The organism is Serratia ficaria (assembly GCF_900187015.1).
Lineage (GTDB): Bacteria > Pseudomonadota > Gammaproteobacteria > Enterobacterales > Enterobacteriaceae > Serratia > Serratia ficaria.
Genome location: NZ_LT906479.1, coordinates 4156257 through 4171823 on the forward strand (window position 1 = coordinate 4156257; position 15567 = coordinate 4171823).

Here is a 15567-nt window from a genome sequence, read left to right on the forward strand (position 1 = left end):
ACAATCAGGGTATGACGCCTTTTAACCCCAGCATTTTTCGCCAGCAGTTTCCCGCCCTCGCGCAGGACGGGATCTACCTGGACAGCGCCGCCACCGCGTTAAAACCGCAGGCGGTGATCGACGCCACGCAGCAATTTTACCGCGACGACGCCGCGACCGTGCACCGCAGCCAGCACCGGGCGGCGCAAGATCTGACCGCCCGTTTTGAGCACGCGCGCAGCCAGGTGGCCGCACTGATCAATGCGCCTTCGGCCGATGACATTGTCTGGACGCGCGGCACCACCGAGGCGATCAACCTGGTGGCGCAGAGCTATGCGCGCCCGCGTCTGCAGCCGGGCGACGAAATTCTGGTGAGCGAAGCCGAGCACCACGCCAACCTGATCCCCTGGCTGATGGTGGCGGAACAAACCGGCGCCCGGGTGGTGAAGCTGCCGATCGGCGCCGATCGCCTGCCGGACCTGAGCCTGCTGCCCGCCTTGCTCACCGACAACACGCGCCTGCTGGCGCTGGGGCAGATGTCCAACGTCACCGGCGGCTGCCCGGCGCTGGCGCAGGCCATCTCTCTGGCCCACGACGCAGGCGCGCGCGTGATGATCGACGGCGCCCAGGGCATCGTGCACTGCCCGGCCGACGTTCAGCGGCTCGATATCGATTTCTACGCCTTCTCCGGCCACAAACTCTATGGCCCGACCGGCATCGGCGCGCTGTATGGCAAAAGTGACCTGCTGGCGCAGATGGCGCCCTGGCAGGGCGGCGGCAAAATGCTGCTCCAGGCGTCGTTTGACGGCTTTACGCCGCAAAAACCCCCGCACCGCTTCGAAGCCGGCACGCCGAACATCGCCGGCGTGCTGGGGTTGGCCGCCGCGCTGAGCTGGTTGGGCGGCCAGGATCTGGCGGCTGCCGAGGCCTACAGCCGCGGCCTGGCGGACCAGGCCGAACAGCGGCTGGCGCGGCTGCCTGGCTTTCGCAGCTTCCGCTGTTCAGGCTCCAGCCTGCTGGCGTTCGATATCGCCGGCGTCCACCACAGCGATATCGTCACGCTGCTGGCGGAACAGGGCATCGCGCTGCGCGCGGGCCAGCACTGCGCCCAGCCGCTGATGACCGCGTTGGGCGTCAGCGGCACCCTGCGCGCCTCCTTTGCGCCCTATAATTCTCGGCAGGACGTCGACGCGCTGGTGGCCGCACTGGTCAACGCCATCGACCTGCTGGCCGACTGAACCGATGACCGGAGACGCCATGATAGCCCCCCACCCCTTTGGCCGTGAAATCACCGCCGAGGCGCTGATCGCCGCCTTTACCGCGCAAAAGCAGTGGGAAGATCGCTATCGCCAACTGATTATGCTGGCGAAGCGGCTGCCGCCGCTGCCGGAGGCGCTGCGGGATACGGAAATAGAGCTGAGCGGCTGTGAGAACCGGGTGTGGCTGGGGCATCAGCGGCTGGCCGACGGCACGCTGCACTTCTACGGCGACAGCGAAGGCCGCATCGTGCGCGGCCTGCTGGCGGTATTGCTGACCGCGGTGGAAGGCAAAACGCCGCAGCAGATTACGGCGCTGGATCCGCTGGCGCTGTTCGAGCAATTGAACTTGCGCAACCAGCTCAGCGCCACCCGCGCCAGCGGGCTGGCGGCGCTGGCCGCCGGCGTGCAGACGATCGCCGCCCGCTACGCCTGACGCGCCGCCTTGGCCACCATCTTCTTCAACGCATGGGACACCGCGACAAAGCCAAAGGTGGCGGTGACCATGGTCGCCGCGCCAAATCCCGCGCTGCAGTCCATGCGTTTCGGCCCCTCCGCCGTGCTGCGCGAGGCGCACACCGAACCGTCCGGCTGCGGATAAACCAGCGGTTCGCTGGAAAATACGCAGTCGATGCCCAGTTTGCCCTTGCCGTTTTTCACCACGTTGAAGTCATGCTTCAACCGCTCGCGCAGCTTGGCCGCCAGCGGATCCTGGACGGTTTTCGCCAGATCGGCCACCTCGATTTTGGTCGGGTCAATCTGCCCGCCGGCGCCGCCGGTGGTCACCACCGGTATCTTGTAGCGCCGGCAATAAGACAGCAGCGCCGCCTTCGGCCGTACGCTGTCGATCGCGTCGATGACATAGCTGAAGTTATGGTCCAGCAGCTCGGCGACGTTGTCCGGGGTGATGAAATCGTCGACGCAGGTCACGCGGCATTCCGGATTTATCGTCAGAATGCGCTCGGCCATCACCTCGGTTTTCGACTGGCCGACGTGCTGGCGCAGCGCATGGATCTGGCGGTTGGTGTTGGTGACGCAGACGTCATCCATGTCGATCAGGGTAATGGCGCCGATGCCGGTGCGCGCCAACGCCTCGGCCGCCCAGGAGCCCACGCCGCCGATGCCGATCACGCAGACGTGAGCCTGGGCGAACAGCGCCAACGCCTGCTGACCGTACAACCGTGCCGTGCCGCCAAACCGCTGCAGATAGGCTTCTGAATAAGCTGTGCTCATAACGCGTTAATTACCTTCGTAGTGCAAATGATAAGGGCCGGAAGATCCGGCCCTTGCGGGTCAATATCGTTGCGGCGACTTCACCGTTAGCGGGTAACCAGCAACGAACCGCCGTTGTTCTGCGGCTTGGCGCTGAACAGCTGCGCGCCACCGGAGCCTTTCAGCACCCAGACGCGGCCATAGTGGTTATAGTAACCCGCCGAGTGGCCGGCGTCCGGCCCGATGCCCTGGTACATGTCAAAGTGCTGGCCCTTGATGGCGCCGCCGACGTCCAGCGCGACCATCAGGCGCATTTCATATTTTCCCGTGAATTTGCCCTTGTTGTCCAGCAGCGGCACTTCGGCCAGCAGCGTGGTGCCCGCCGGGATCAGCGAACGGTCGGAGGCCACCGAGGCCTTGGCGATCAATGGCACCGCGCTGGCGCCTTTCACCGGCGCGAAAGATTCCGGCCTGAAGAACACGAAGGACGGATTCTGCTCCAGCAGCTCGCGCACTTCCGCCGCGCTGTGGCTATCGGCCCACTGGCGGATCGCCTGCATCGACATATCCGCCTTGGCCACTTCGCCGCGGTCGATCAACACCTTGCCGATGCTGCGGTAAGCGTGGCCGTTCTTGCCGCCGTAGCCGAAGAACACCAACGGCTGACCGTTGCCGTAGTCCACGTAGCCGCTGCCCTGGACTTCCATCATAAAGTTGTCCATCAGCGAGTTGGTGTAAGCGATGATATAGCGGTCGTCCAGCGCGCCGGAATAAATGCCCGCGCGATCCGGCAGGCGGCCCCGGCCCTTCGGCGGCATGCGGTACAGCGGATAACGGAACTCGCCCTGTTGGGTGTAGCGCGCCTGCACCACCGGCGTGTAGTAGCCGGTAAACTGCACGTTGCCGTAGTTGTCCACCCCTTCCATCTGGTAAGCGCTGAGGCCGTACTGGCTCAGTTGCCGGGTATCAGCGCCCGCGGCCATCCAGTTTTGCACCGCCTGGAAGGTGGTGGTATTGCGGTTGAAGAGCGAAGGAGAGGCGTACTTGATCTCCATCAGCTGACTCGAGTAATCCCTGGCGTTAACCGGCACGCCTTTGGCGTTGGGCTGATTGACCAACTCCAGCGACTGCTCCAGCCGGCCGTCCTTATATTGCTGCCCACGATCGGTCGGCTTGGACGAACACCCCGCCAGCACCGCCACCATTAACCCGCCCAGCAGGTATTTGCCCCAACGTCCTTTCATCGCGCACGCTCTCAAACTAATATGATCAACCGGCTGAACGATAACAAAGGCTCCTTGATAAAGGAATCGCTGCAAATAAAAAAAACCGCCCAGAGAATAATGATGAAAAAGAACGCAAATTGCGGGCAATTTCAGCAGAAAAACGGGTTTAACCCAATAAATAGCAAAAAGGGTTTGCAACAAAATGCACGGAGAGTATAGTGCGCATCCATCGGACGCGGGGTGGAGCAGCCTGGTAGCTCGTCGGGCTCATAACCCGAAGGTCGTCGGTTCAAATCCGGCCCCCGCAACCAACCGATACCGTACCAGCGGTATCACATGAAAGGTGGGTTTCGATAATACGGTATCAAGACGGACGCGGGGTGGAGCAGCCTGGTAGCTCGTCGGGCTCATAACCCGAAGGTCGTCGGTTCAAATCCGGCCTCCGCAACCAATCTTGATAACAACAGATAAGCACCCTCAAGGGTGTTTTTTTGTATCTGAAATCCGCCGAAGCCGGCCAGGCCTGCACCTGGCCCCAAGGTTATCTGCTCGCCAGCGCGCCGCCGTTGGCGAAATACGCCTTGATCCCCGCCAGAATCGACTCCGCCACCTGCTGCTGAAAATGGCTGGTGCGCAGCTTGCGCTCTTCTTCTATGTTGCTGATGAACGCCGTCTCGACCAGAATCGACGGGATGTCCGGCGCTTTCAACACCGCAAAACCGGCCTGATCGACGCGATTCTTATGCAAACGGTTAATTTTGCCCATCCGGTTCAGCACTTCCTTGCCGAATTTCAGGCTGTCGTTAATGGTGGCGGTCTGGATCAGATCGAACATGGTGTGATCGAGATAGCGATCGCCGCTCTTGCTGACGCCGCCGATCTGGTCCGAGGCGTTCTGGGTCTGCGCCAGGAACTTGGCCGCCGAGCTGGTGGCGCCCTTGGTCGACAGCGCAAACACCGAGGAGCCGCGCGCCGCCCGGCTGGTGAAGGCGTCGGCGTGAATGGAAACGAACAGGTCGGCGCGCTGCTTGCGCGCCTTGGCGACGCGCACCTTGAGCGGAATGAACACGTCGTCGTTGCGGGTCATGAATACCTTCATATTCGGTTCGCGCTTGATCAACGCGCTCAGCTTGCGGGCAATCTGCAGCACGATGTCCTTCTCGCGCGTTTTAAACTTGCCGATGGCGCCGGGATCTTCACCGCCGTGGCCGGGATCCAGCATGATGACGATCGGCCGGTCGCGCCCCGCCTTGCCGGCCTGCGGCGCTTCCGCCGGCAGCGTGCGCTCCAGATCGCCCTTGTTGTAATCTTCCAGTAACGCCAATAGCGGATCATACTCCTCGCCGCCGCCGCCGCCCTTGGTGGGATAGAGGTCCATCACCAGGCGGTTGCGATACTCCGGTACCGGCGCCAGCGAGAACATATGCGGACTGACGCTTTGCTTAAGCTCCAGCACCAGCCGCACGGTGTTTTGATCGAACTGGCCAACCCGCGCCTGTTTGAGATAGGGATCGTCGGCGCGAACCTGGCCGACAATGCCCTTGAGCACGCTGTTGAGGTGCACGCCTTCGATATCCACCACCACGCGGTCGGGATTGGTCAACGCAAACTGTTTGTATTTCAGTTCAACGTTAGATTCGAGCGTGACGCGGGTATAGGTAGAAGAAGGCCAGACGCGCACGGCGATCACGTGTGACGATGCGGCGAAGCCTACGCGACTCACACTCAGCAACCAGCTGGCGGCAACCCCCTGCAATAAACGACGGCGGCCCAGATTGTGATTTGAGTTTGGCATGCGACTCCGGCAGTGATAACAGATTACAACAGATGAAAAAAACACCGGTCAAACGGGAATGCCGAAAACTTTAACCAATCATGCCAGCCCTGTCACCAGAAAATCTTTTTATGGTTTTTCAATTTATTAACGATTCAGCGCCCTTAGTGAGAGAATTGAGATAATTTCCCGCTTGCCATTGGGCCAAGAAAAGAATAAAAATACAAAAATATCGTATAAATATGCAAAAGAGGTTTGGCCGTGAAGGAACGTAGTACAGAGCTGGTTCAAGGATTCCGTCACTCAGTTCCCTATATCAACGCCCACCGCGGCAAGACGTTCGTCGTCATGCTCGGCGGGGAAGCCATCGAACATGAGAATTTCTCCAACATCGTCAACGATATCGGGCTGCTGCATAGCCTGGGCATTCGTCTGGTGGTGGTTTATGGCGCGCGGCCGCAGATCGACAGCAATCTGGCGCAGCATAACCTCGAACCGATTTATCACAAGCATACCCGGGTTACCGACGCCCCGACGCTCGAGCTGGTCAAGCAGGCCGCCGGGCTGCTGCAGCTGGACATCACCGCCCGGCTGTCGATGAGCCTCAACAATACCCCGCTGCAGGGCGCGCACATCAACGTGGTCAGCGGCAACTTTATCATCGCCCAACCGCTGGGCATCGATGACGGCGTGGATTACTGCCACAGCGGGCGCATTCGCCGCATCGACGAAGAAGCCATCCACCGCCAGCTCGACAGCAACACCATCGTGCTGATCGGCCCGGTAGCGGTGTCGGTGACCGGTGAAAGCTTTAACCTCACCTCGGAAGAGGTCGCCACCCAGCTGGCGATCAAGCTGAAGGCGGAAAAAATGATCGGCTTCTGTTCGTCGCAGGGGGTCACCGATCAGGCAGGTGATATCATTTCCGAACTGTTCCCCAACGACGCGCAAAAACGCATCGAAGCGCTGGAAGAGAGCGGCGACTATCACTCCGGCACCGTGCGCTTCCTGCGCGGCGCGGTTAAGGCCTGCCGCAGCGGCGTGCGCCGCAGCCACCTGATCAGCTATCAGGAAGACGGCGCGCTGGTGCAGGAACTGTTCTCGCGCGACGGTATCGGCACCCAAATCGTGATGGAGAGCGCCGAACAGGTGCGCCGGGCGACGATTAACGACATCGGCGGCATCCTCGAGCTTATTCGTCCGCTCGAGCAACAAGGCATACTGGTGCGCCGCTCGCGTGAGCAGCTGGAGATGGAAATCGACAAGTTCACCATTATCGAGCGCGACAACCTGACCATCGCCTGCGCGGCGCTGTACCCGTTCCCGGAAGAAAAAATCGGCGAGATGGCCTGCGTGGCGGTGCACCCGGACTACCGCAGCTCATCGCGCGGTGAAATGCTGCTGCAGCGGGTGGAAAATCAGGCGCGGCAAATGGGCCTGCAGAAGCTGTTCGTACTGACGACCCGCAGCATCCACTGGTTCCAGGAGCGCGGCTTCACGCCGGCGGAGGTCGACGTGCTGCCGATGCAAAAACAAGCGCTGTACAACTACCAGCGCCGCTCCAAAATTCTGCTGGCGGACCTGTAATTTCTGCGGGCGCGGCGGCGCTGCGCCCTTCCGCCGTTTAGTCGGCGCGCTGCAAACGCTCGGCCAACCCGCTGCGCCGCTGGGTTGGCGTGCGGATCGCTTTCATCAGCACCCCATCGGCGGCGTACAGCGAAAGCTGCCTGCGCGCCCGGGTGATCGCGGTATACACCAGCTCACGGGTCAATACCGGCAGGAAATGATTGGGCAGCACCAGCACCGTATGATCGAACTCCGAGCCCTGAGACTTGTGCACCGTCATCGCATAGGCTGTTTCATGCGCCGGCAGGCGGCTGGGCTGCACCGACTTGATGCTGCCGTCGGGCAATTGAAAATGCACGCGCAGATCGCCGCTCTCATCGCGCAAGGCGATGCCGATATCGCCGTTGAATAATCCCAGCGCGCTGTCGTTGCGCCCGATCATCACCGGCCGCCCCGGATACCAGCGCCCTAACGCCGCCGGCGGGCGCTGGATTAACCCGGCGCGCTGCAGCCCGACCTCGATGCGTTCGTTCAGCCCGGCGACGCCGAACGGCCCCTCGCGCAGCGCGCACAGCACCTGGAAATGACCAAACGCCGCCAGCACCTCCACGGCATCGGCCCCCCCGACCACCCGCTTCAGGTAATCGCGATAGCCCGCCACGCACATATCCAGCAGCGCCTGATATTCTTCGGTGGTCGCCAGCGGATAACCGGCGACGTCGCTGAAACGCCCGCCGATCGCCGCCCGTGCCCGCTCGCCATCGCCGGTGTTAACCGCCTGCGCCAGCTGGCCGATGCCGGAATTGGCGTCAAAACGATAGCTCCTGCGCAGCAGGCACAGGCTGTCGCGCACCGCCGCTTCCGCCTGCGCCGGCCGCCCCTGTAACCGATAGCCGGTCAACCGGGTAAGCTCCGCCGCGCGTGCGTCGCTGTACCCTTGCTCGGCGAAACGGCAAATATCGCCCAGCACCGCACCGGCCTCCACCGAGGCCAGCTGATCGCGGTCGCCGAGGAAAATCACCCGCGCCTGCTTCGGCAAGGCGGCGATCAGGCGCGCCATCATCGGCAGATCGACCATCGAGGCCTCATCCACCACCAGCACGTCCAGATGCAGCGGATTGCCGCGATGGTAGCGCATGCGCTGGCTGTTCGCCTGTGCGCCCAGCAGCCGGTGCAGCGTCGCCGCCTCCGTCGGGAACAGCGCCTGCTGCGCCGGCGTCAACGCCAGTTTTCGGCTGGCGCTGCCCAGTGATTCGGTCAACCGCGCCGCCGCCTTGCCGGTCGGCGCCGCCAACTGAATGCGCAGCCGTTCGCCTTCGCCAAGCTGCACCAGCGCCGCCAGCAGTTTGGCGACGGTGGTGGTCTTGCCGGTGCCCGGCCCGCCGGAGATCACCGCAATGCGCCGGGTCGCGGCCACCGCGGCGGCGATTTTCTGCCAGTCCGGCTCATCGGCCGCGGCGCCGAACAGCCGGTCGAGAATGGCGCGCAGCTGCGCTTCCTCCACCGCCTGATGCTCGCTGTCGCCACTGATAAACGCCACCACCTCGCCTTCGTTCTGCCACATGCGCTGCAGATACAAACGCTGATTCTGCAGCACCATCGGCGTGGCGCCGCTGCCGTCGCCCACCGCCGCGCTTTCCGTCAGGCGCTGCCGCCAGCGGGCGGTGTCCGGTTGCCCGGCCGCCAGCCAGGCGGCCTGCGCCAGTTCCGGCTGCCGCCCTTCAAACAGCTGGTCCGCCTGCAGCTGCTCCAGCATCAGGCAGACATGCCCGGCCCCCGCCTCGGCGCTCAGGCAGGCGGCGGCCAGCAGAATATCGGGTTGGTCTTCGGTCGCCACCACGCGGGCGAATTGCACATCCAGCGGCCGCAGTACGCCGAGCGCCACCGCCTGCTCCAGCAGCGCGATCATGATCCCTCCTCCGACGCGGCGGTCTCGCCGCTGAACAACCGATCCATGCCTTCCACCAGGGACTGTTCCGGGCGGCAGGCGAAGATGCCGTTGCCCGGGTGTTGTGCATCCACCCCGCGCAGGAACAGATAAATCACCCCGCCAAAGTGGCGCTGATAATCGTAGTCCGGCAGCCGGTGGCGCAAATAACGGTGCAGCGCCAGGGTATACAGCTGGTACTGCAGGTCATAGCGATGCTCCGCCATCGCCTGCTCCATCGCCGGCCGGGTGTAGGCGCTGCTGTCCTCCCCCAGCCAGTTGGATTTGTAATCCAGCAGATAGTATTTGCCCTGCCAGCAGAACACCAAATCGATAAAACCTTTGAGCATGCCCTGCACCTTGTGGAAATCCAGCGCCGGACAACGGGCCGACAGCGGATCGTGACGCTTCACCAGCGCATCCAGCGCGGGGGCCTGCAACGGTCGGTTGATCGGCAGATAAAACTGCAGCTCGGCCTGCTTGTGCTGCGGCGTCAGCGCAGACAGCGTCACGCCGCTGTCGTTCAGCGGCGTGGTGAGCAAGACCTGCATCCACGCCAGCAGCACCGGCTGCCAATGGTCGGCGAAGCCCTGTTGCTGCAGCTGCGCCAACAGCCACTCTGCGTCCAGCGGCTGGGTGAAGTCCAGGGTTTCAAACAGGCTGTGCAGGAAAGTGCCGGGCGCCGCGCCGCGCGGGAAGGTATGCGGTGTGAGCGCTGGCTCACTGTCTTCGGCCTGCTCGCCCGCGGCATCGATATCCAGCCGCGGCAGCAGGTCCTGCATCAGGCAGGCGCCGTGCTGCTGCAGCCCGGTATAGCTGGTCACCCGCCAGAAATCCTGGATTTGACGGGTGAAATGTTTTGCCGCCAGCGTTTCAGCGGCTGCCGTGTTCGGCTGCCAGGGGTGTTCATCCGGCGTCTCGACCACCGCCAGCGCCACGCCGTCGCCAGCCAGCCGCTGCAGGCGCTCATGCAGATAAAGCGCATCGCCGGCTTGCCCGGCCTGCACCAGATAACCCAGCGCGCTGCGGTGCAGATCGGTGTCGCCCTGCTTCTTGCGGGTGCCCTGGATCAGCGGCGCAATGCCGATGCTGCAGTGGTACACCGAGCGGGTCAGCGCCACGTACAGCAAGCGCAAATCTTCCGCCAGCCGTTCTTCTTCCGCCCAGGCCTGGCTCTCTTCGTTGGCGTTGAGGTCCAGCAGCGCCTGGAAGCTGTGGCGATCGTGATACAGCGCCTGCTGCTGCTGGCGGAAATTGCCGACGAACGGCAGCCACACCAGATCGAACTCCAGGCCTTTGGATTTGTGGATGGTGATCACCTGCACCAGATGGCGATCGCTTTCCAGCCGCAGTTGCTGGTTATCGGACTGGCGGTTGGGCTGGGCAATTTGCTGCGCCAGCCAGCGCACCAGCGCGTGTTCGCTGTCGAGCTGCGCGGCGGCCTCCTGCAACAGCTCGCCCAGATGCAGCACGTCGGTCAGGCGCCGTTCGCCGCCGGGGCTGGCCAACAGGTTCTCCGCCAGCTGGCGGCGCTTCATCACCTCGCTCAGCATCGGCAACACGCCGCGGCGCAGCCACTGGGTACGGTATTGGTCAAACTCGACCACCAGCGCGTCCCAGGCCCGTTCGTCGCGGCTCAGGCCGTCCAGCGTAGGCGCATCCAGCCCCATCAGGCCGGTGGCCATGGCGCTGCGCAGCGTGCGCTCCTGCTCCGGCGCCAGCACCGCCTGCAACAGCCACAGCAGGTCCTTGGCTTCCGGCGTGTCGAAAACGCTGTCGCGGTTGGAGAGATAGACAGACGGAATGGACAGCGCGCTGAGCGCATCGCGCACCAGCGCCGCCTCGTTGCGGCTGCGCACCAGCACCGTGATGTCCGAGGCCTGCACCGGTCGCCGGTTTTTACCGTCGTTCAGCCAGGCTTGTTCCCGCTGCCCGGCGCCGAGCCAGTCGCGGATTTGCGCGGCGCACAGGCGCGCCATCATTTGTTGGTAATCACTTACCCCCACGCCCTCGCCCTGCTGCAGCCAAAACTGCATCGCCGGCTGCGGCTTGTTATGCAGTTCAAACGCCAGCCCTTGGTTCTTTTCCGCCGCACTGACTTCGATAAAGGGAATTTGGTCGAACAGGAACGGCTTATCCACCTGAGAAAACAGCTGGTTGACGCTGGCGATCATCATCGGAGACGAGCGCCAGTTGGTGTCAAGCGTGTAGTGGGCGTTCACATCGGAACGGGCGCGCATATAGGTGAAGATGTCGGCGCCGCGGAAGGCGTATATCGCCTGCTTCGGATCGCCGATCAGCAGCAGGCCGCAGTCCGGCCGGCCGACATAAATCTTTTGGAAGATGCGATATTGCTGCGGGTCGGTATCCTGAAATTCGTCGATCATCGCCACCGGATAACGTTGACGGATCGCCTGCGCCAGTTGCTCGCCGCCGCCGCTCTGCAAGGCGCTGTCCAACCGGCTCAGCAGGTCGTCAAAGCCCAGCTCGGCGCGCTGGCGCTTTTCCTGCTGAATGGAGGTGCGAATTTCACTGAGCGCGCGCGCCATGATCAGGTCACGCAGCGTCAGGGGCTCGGCAAACAGTTCATCGATCGCGCTGAACAGCGGGTGACGCGGCGGTTCGCCCTTTTTGGTTTTTTCCAGCAGCACCGACTGGCGGAATTTATCCAGCTCCTTCGGCAGCTGGTAGTCCTGGGTTTCCTGTGCGGCCCACTCGCCGACCTTGGTCAGCCAGTTCGGCAGGTGCTTGCTGCTGTAGCTGCGCTTGTCGACGCCGGACTGGCCGATCAACGCCTCCAGGGAGCCCGCCGCCCGCCATTGCGCCTTGATGGCGTCGATGCGCGCCACGATTTGTTCGTGGCGCATCAGCACCGTTTCGCCGTCTTTCGGCGGCTGGCGCAGCGTGGGCGCCTCACCGTGCAGGTAGCCGGAAAGATCGGCCAGCAGCGCTTCCGGGCCGCTCCACTCCTGACTGACCGCACGGGCGACGCCCAGCGGCAGCGGGTAGCAGTGGCGGCGCCAGAAGTCCGCGCAGGCCTGCCGACGCAGCGGCAACTCATCCTGCACCAGCGTTTGCTCAAACAGCATGCCGGATTCGAAGGCGTTGTGGGTCAGCATACGCTGGCAGAAGCCGTGAATGGTGTAAATCGCCGCTTCGTCCATCTGCCGTTCGGCCGCCAGCAGCTGCGCGGCGGCGTCGGCCCGATCGTCGATTTCAGCCATCAGCGCGGTAAACAAGGGGTTATCGCTTTTACCGCGCACGCAGGCGATGCGCAGCCCGTGGATATTGGCGCGTATGCGCCCGCGCAGCTCCTCGGTGGCGGCCTCGGTAAAGGTCACCACCAGGATCTCTTCGACCGTCAGCGGCCGGGGGAATGCCGCCTCCCGCCCCAACCCCAATAACAGGCGCAGATACAGCGCGCCGATGGTGAAGGTTTTGCCGGTCCCCGCCGACGCTTCTATCAGCCGCTCGCCAAACAGCGGCAGCGTCTGCGGATCAAGCCTCTGCGGGGCCGTGTCTGTCATGGCGTCGCCACCTTGCGCGGCAGAACGTGCTGCAATGCGGAGGCGTCAGAATAAGTGACCCAGCCCTTCTGCTCGGCATAGTCCGCCTTGTCCTGGCCGCTGCCGCTAACCTGCGACAGCACCGCCAGCCCCTGCGGCGCGATCACCGCCTGATGGAAGAAGTCCGCCAGTTTGGCCGGCGTCAGCTGCTTGACCTGCGCGATCAGCTTCTGGCGGGTATCAAAGGCGAAATTGCCGCGGTCGAAGTCGTTGGCGAAGCGGCTGGCTTCTTCGCTCAGGGTTTGCGGCCGCTGCTTCAGTTCGTTGATCAGCGCCTGTTTGTATTGCTCAAAGTCCGCCTCGCTCATCGCGCGCAGGCGTTGCTCCGTTTTCGGGTAGAAGTCCTGATAGCGCTGGTACAGATAGCCCGGCTGCTTGCTGTTGCTCTGCAGCAGGAAGCCTACGCCCCACTGGCGGCCTACCGACATCGGGAAGGCGAATACCGCATAGCCCAGCTGTTCTTCGGTGCGCAGCTGGCTGTAGAACCACGGCTGGATAATCTGCCCCAGCAGCGAGCTGTAGGCCATGCCGGCCACTTCATCGTAGCCGGTCGGCACATAGACCGCCGCCAGCGCCGAGTCGGTGCTGCTGCCCGCGCGCTGCAGGTTGGCCAGCCGTTTTTTGTCCACCACCACGTCTTCGCCGTGCCACCACTCAACGCCGGTGCAGCCCAGGCGATGCTTCAGCGTCGAGGCCAGGGTGTCAACCTGCTGCTTGCTCATGTTGCCCACCACCAGCAGCTCCGGCGTCGCTTCGGCCAGCAGGCTGTCGCGGTAAGCCAGCACGTCTTTCAGCGTCAGGGTTTTCAGCACCTCGCGGCGCTCACTGCGCTCCGAATAAGGCACGCGCGAAATCATCTGCACCGGCTGGATCGCCAGTTCAAACGCCTTGCCCTTCTCGGCCGCATCCAGCTGCTCCAGATACCAGGACTTGGCCTGCGCCAGCTGATCTTCGGTCGGGGTGAAGCTGGAGTAGCCTTCAATCAGCGAGGTCAGCAGCTGCGGCAGGCGCTGGGTAAAACCGTTGGCGTTAAACATCAGGCCGTTGTTCGGCGAGGTGGAGAAGCTTAAACCGCCTACCGATGCCTGATAGCTCAGCTGATCGAGCGCAATGCCGGCCAGATAGTCGGTCAAAGAGAACAGCACCTGATTGCGGGCGGAGTCCATGGTTTTGGCGTTGCGGAAGGCGACGGTAACGTCCGCCTTAGGCTCATCGGCAAAGTATCGGCTCGGCATGTACAGCACGCGCAGGCCCGGCTGATCCACCACCATTTCCGGCTTCTTGAACGCGTGAGACGGCTTGGTCAGGGTAAAATCATCCGGAATATACGGATTCAGCGTCGGCAACGACAGGGAAATGCCCTTGCCCAACTGCTGCCACTGCTCAAAGCGCTGCGGCGTGATTTTATCCACCTGATAAGGCGCGTTGACGAAGTAGGCCATCTTGTTGTGCGGCTCATTCGGGCTGACAAACCAGACGCGCGCATTTTGCGGCGTCATGGCGTCAAGACGCTCGGCGATCGCCTTGGCGTCATAGCGATCCGCCAGATAAGGTGCGTCCAGCGTGTGCTCGACCGGCACGCGCAGCATGGTGTCCACCAGCCATTCGATGTAATCCATGTCGCGCGTGATCGACGGATAGCGGAAATCCAGGTTCAGGACGTGCGAGATCTCGTCAAAGTAGCTTTGTTTGATGCCTTCGCTGCGCAGCATTTTCAGGTAGTTGAAAATGGCGGCTACCACGTCGTCACGCCTGGCCAGGCCTTTGTCGGTCAGCGACACGCTGATCGAGAACACGCCGCCGTTGCGGTCGACCATGGGATCGGCGCCGGCGTTGATCGCATCCGCCAGGCCCTGCTGCTGCAGCCAGTCGGACAGCGTGTTTTTACTGCGGTTGCCAATCAGGTAGCCGATGTAGGTATCCGTTTTACTGCGGAATGCCGCGCTGTTGTTGTCGATGCGGAACTCGACCTTCAGCTGTTTGCGCGGCTGAGCCGGCACGTAGTGAATAATGATGCCCTGCTGCTCCGGCGTTACGGCCGGCACGGTGATCGGCGGCACGCTGGCGTCATGATTCGCCACCCGGCCAAAGGTTTTGGCCGCAATTTCCGCCAGCTGCGGCAACGACTGGTTGCCGTACAGCACGCCCATCATCAGATTGGCCGAGTAATAGCGCTTGTAGAAATCGGTCAGTTCGTCGTGCAGCTTGCTGCCCGGTTTGTCCTTCAGGGTATCGAGGTTGCCGCCGGAGAAGCGCGCGCTCGGGTGCGCCGGGTTCAGCGTTTCCGCCCCGACCTGCGCCATGCGCATGCCATCGCGCGAACGCGCCATCGTCAGTTCGGCATTGACCGCATTGCGTTCACGATCGGCATTGCCCGGCTCCAGCAGCGGTTCCGCAATGGCATCCGCCATGCGATCGACCGCCGGTTCCAGCGCGTCGTTTTCCACTTCCAGATAGAAAGCGGTGCGGTAGGAAGCGGTGCTGGCGTTGTGGCTGCCGCCGTGCTTTTTCAGGAATTCCGACAGATTTTCCGGCTGCGGATAGCGCTTGGAACCCATCAGCACCATGTGTTCCAGATAGTGAGCCAGCCCAAGCTGGCTGTTCGGATCCTCCAGCGAACCGACCGGCAGCGCCAGTGCCGCCAGCGATTTCGGCGCCAGGGCGTCGGACACCAGCAGCACCGTCATGCCGTTCGCCAGCTTGATCGCCTGATAATGCCGCGGATCCTGCTCGCTTTTATTGATCTTTTCCGCCAGCGGTTGCCATCCCTGTGCGGCCCAGCTTAACGGCGCCCAACACATTGCCAATAATACCAACCCGGTGAGGCGGGCCAACTGTCTGCGCATATCCAAAATGAACCCCTATTCTGACACCGTCCCGCCCATTCCCTGACGCGACGGTGTTCATAAAAATCACGCAACTTTTTCCCTCATGCATAAAGCCGCCTTCGTATTGGCTACGCTCACTCACCCGGCTTATGGGCCCATGTTGGCCCTGCGGGATGGGTTTACTTGCCGTTTGATGCGGCCCCCGGCATTTTGGGAATAAATCTATATGCCTG

General features: G+C 62.7%; 9 protein-coding genes and 2 tRNA genes. 5 read left to right on the top strand and 6 right to left on the bottom strand.

All coding sequences use genetic code 11. The features are described 5' to 3' along the window. Positions 1-11 precede the first annotated feature (11 nt). Together csdA and csdE are read left to right on the top strand one after the other, a co-directional pair. Entirely contained in the window at positions 12-1217 is a 1206-nt protein-coding gene (gene csdA / locus CKW09_RS19610) for a cysteine desulfurase CsdA (protein WP_095098999.1), read from the top strand. Positions 1218-1236: 19 nt separating this feature from the next. Then, a complete protein-coding gene (csdE, locus tag CKW09_RS19615) occupies positions 1237-1671 on the top strand; it encodes a cysteine desulfurase sulfur acceptor subunit CsdE (protein WP_061796763.1) in 435 nt (144 codons plus the stop codon). On the opposite strand, the gene tcdA is transcribed toward csdE, so the two are convergent. Both tcdA and mltA read right to left on the bottom strand, forming a co-directional pair. Next, a complete protein-coding gene (gene tcdA, locus CKW09_RS19620; RefSeq protein WP_061796765.1) occupies positions 1662-2468 on the bottom strand; it encodes a tRNA cyclic N6-threonylcarbamoyladenosine(37) synthase TcdA in 807 nt (268 codons plus the stop codon). The genes csdE and tcdA overlap by 10 nt on opposite strands. A gap of 86 nt (positions 2469-2554) precedes the next feature. Then, positions 2555-3691 (bottom strand): murein transglycosylase A, encoded by a 1137-nt coding sequence (mltA, locus tag CKW09_RS19625; RefSeq protein WP_061796767.1) that lies wholly within the window; start codon positions 3689-3691, stop codon positions 2555-2557. A 216-nt stretch (positions 3692-3907) separates the two neighbouring features. Here mltA and CKW09_RS19630 point away from each other — a divergent pair. Both CKW09_RS19630 and CKW09_RS19635 read left to right on the top strand, forming a co-directional pair. Continuing rightward, positions 3908-3984 (top strand) — tRNA-Met (locus tag CKW09_RS19630). 63 nt (positions 3985-4047) lie between these two features. Then, positions 4048-4124 (top strand) — tRNA-Met (locus CKW09_RS19635). A 90-nt stretch (positions 4125-4214) separates the two neighbouring features. On the opposite strand, the gene amiC is transcribed toward CKW09_RS19635, so the two are convergent. Then, positions 4215-5468, bottom strand: coding sequence for an N-acetylmuramoyl-L-alanine amidase AmiC (amiC, locus tag CKW09_RS19640; RefSeq protein ID WP_061796771.1), 1254 nt, complete (start codon positions 5466-5468; stop codon positions 4215-4217). A gap of 240 nt (positions 5469-5708) precedes the next feature. Here amiC and argA point away from each other — a divergent pair, with 240 nt between their 5' ends. Then, positions 5709-7034 (top strand): amino-acid N-acetyltransferase, encoded by a 1326-nt coding sequence (gene argA / locus CKW09_RS19645; protein WP_095100268.1) that lies wholly within the window; start codon positions 5709-5711, stop codon positions 7032-7034. A 37-nt stretch (positions 7035-7071) separates the two neighbouring features. Here argA and recD read toward each other — a convergent pair whose 3' ends face one another. Genes recD through ptrA form a run of 3 tightly spaced genes read right to left on the bottom strand, consistent with a single transcriptional unit; the run spans position 7072 to position 15352 of the window. Continuing rightward, positions 7072-8922 carry an exodeoxyribonuclease V subunit alpha gene (recD, locus tag CKW09_RS19650; RefSeq protein ID WP_095099002.1) on the bottom strand — a complete coding sequence of 617 codons (1851 nt, stop codon included), beginning with the start codon at positions 8920-8922 and terminating at the stop codon, positions 7072-7074. Continuing rightward, positions 8919-12467, bottom strand: coding sequence for an exodeoxyribonuclease V subunit beta (gene recB / locus CKW09_RS19655; RefSeq protein WP_095099005.1), 3549 nt, complete (start codon positions 12465-12467; stop codon positions 8919-8921). Before recB ends, recD begins: the two co-directional genes overlap by 4 nt. Next, positions 12464-15352 (bottom strand): pitrilysin, encoded by a 2889-nt coding sequence (gene ptrA / locus CKW09_RS19660; RefSeq protein WP_095100273.1) that lies wholly within the window; start codon positions 15350-15352, stop codon positions 12464-12466. The genes recB and ptrA overlap by 4 nt, the downstream gene beginning before the upstream one ends. Between the last annotated feature and the right edge of the window lie 215 nt (positions 15353-15567).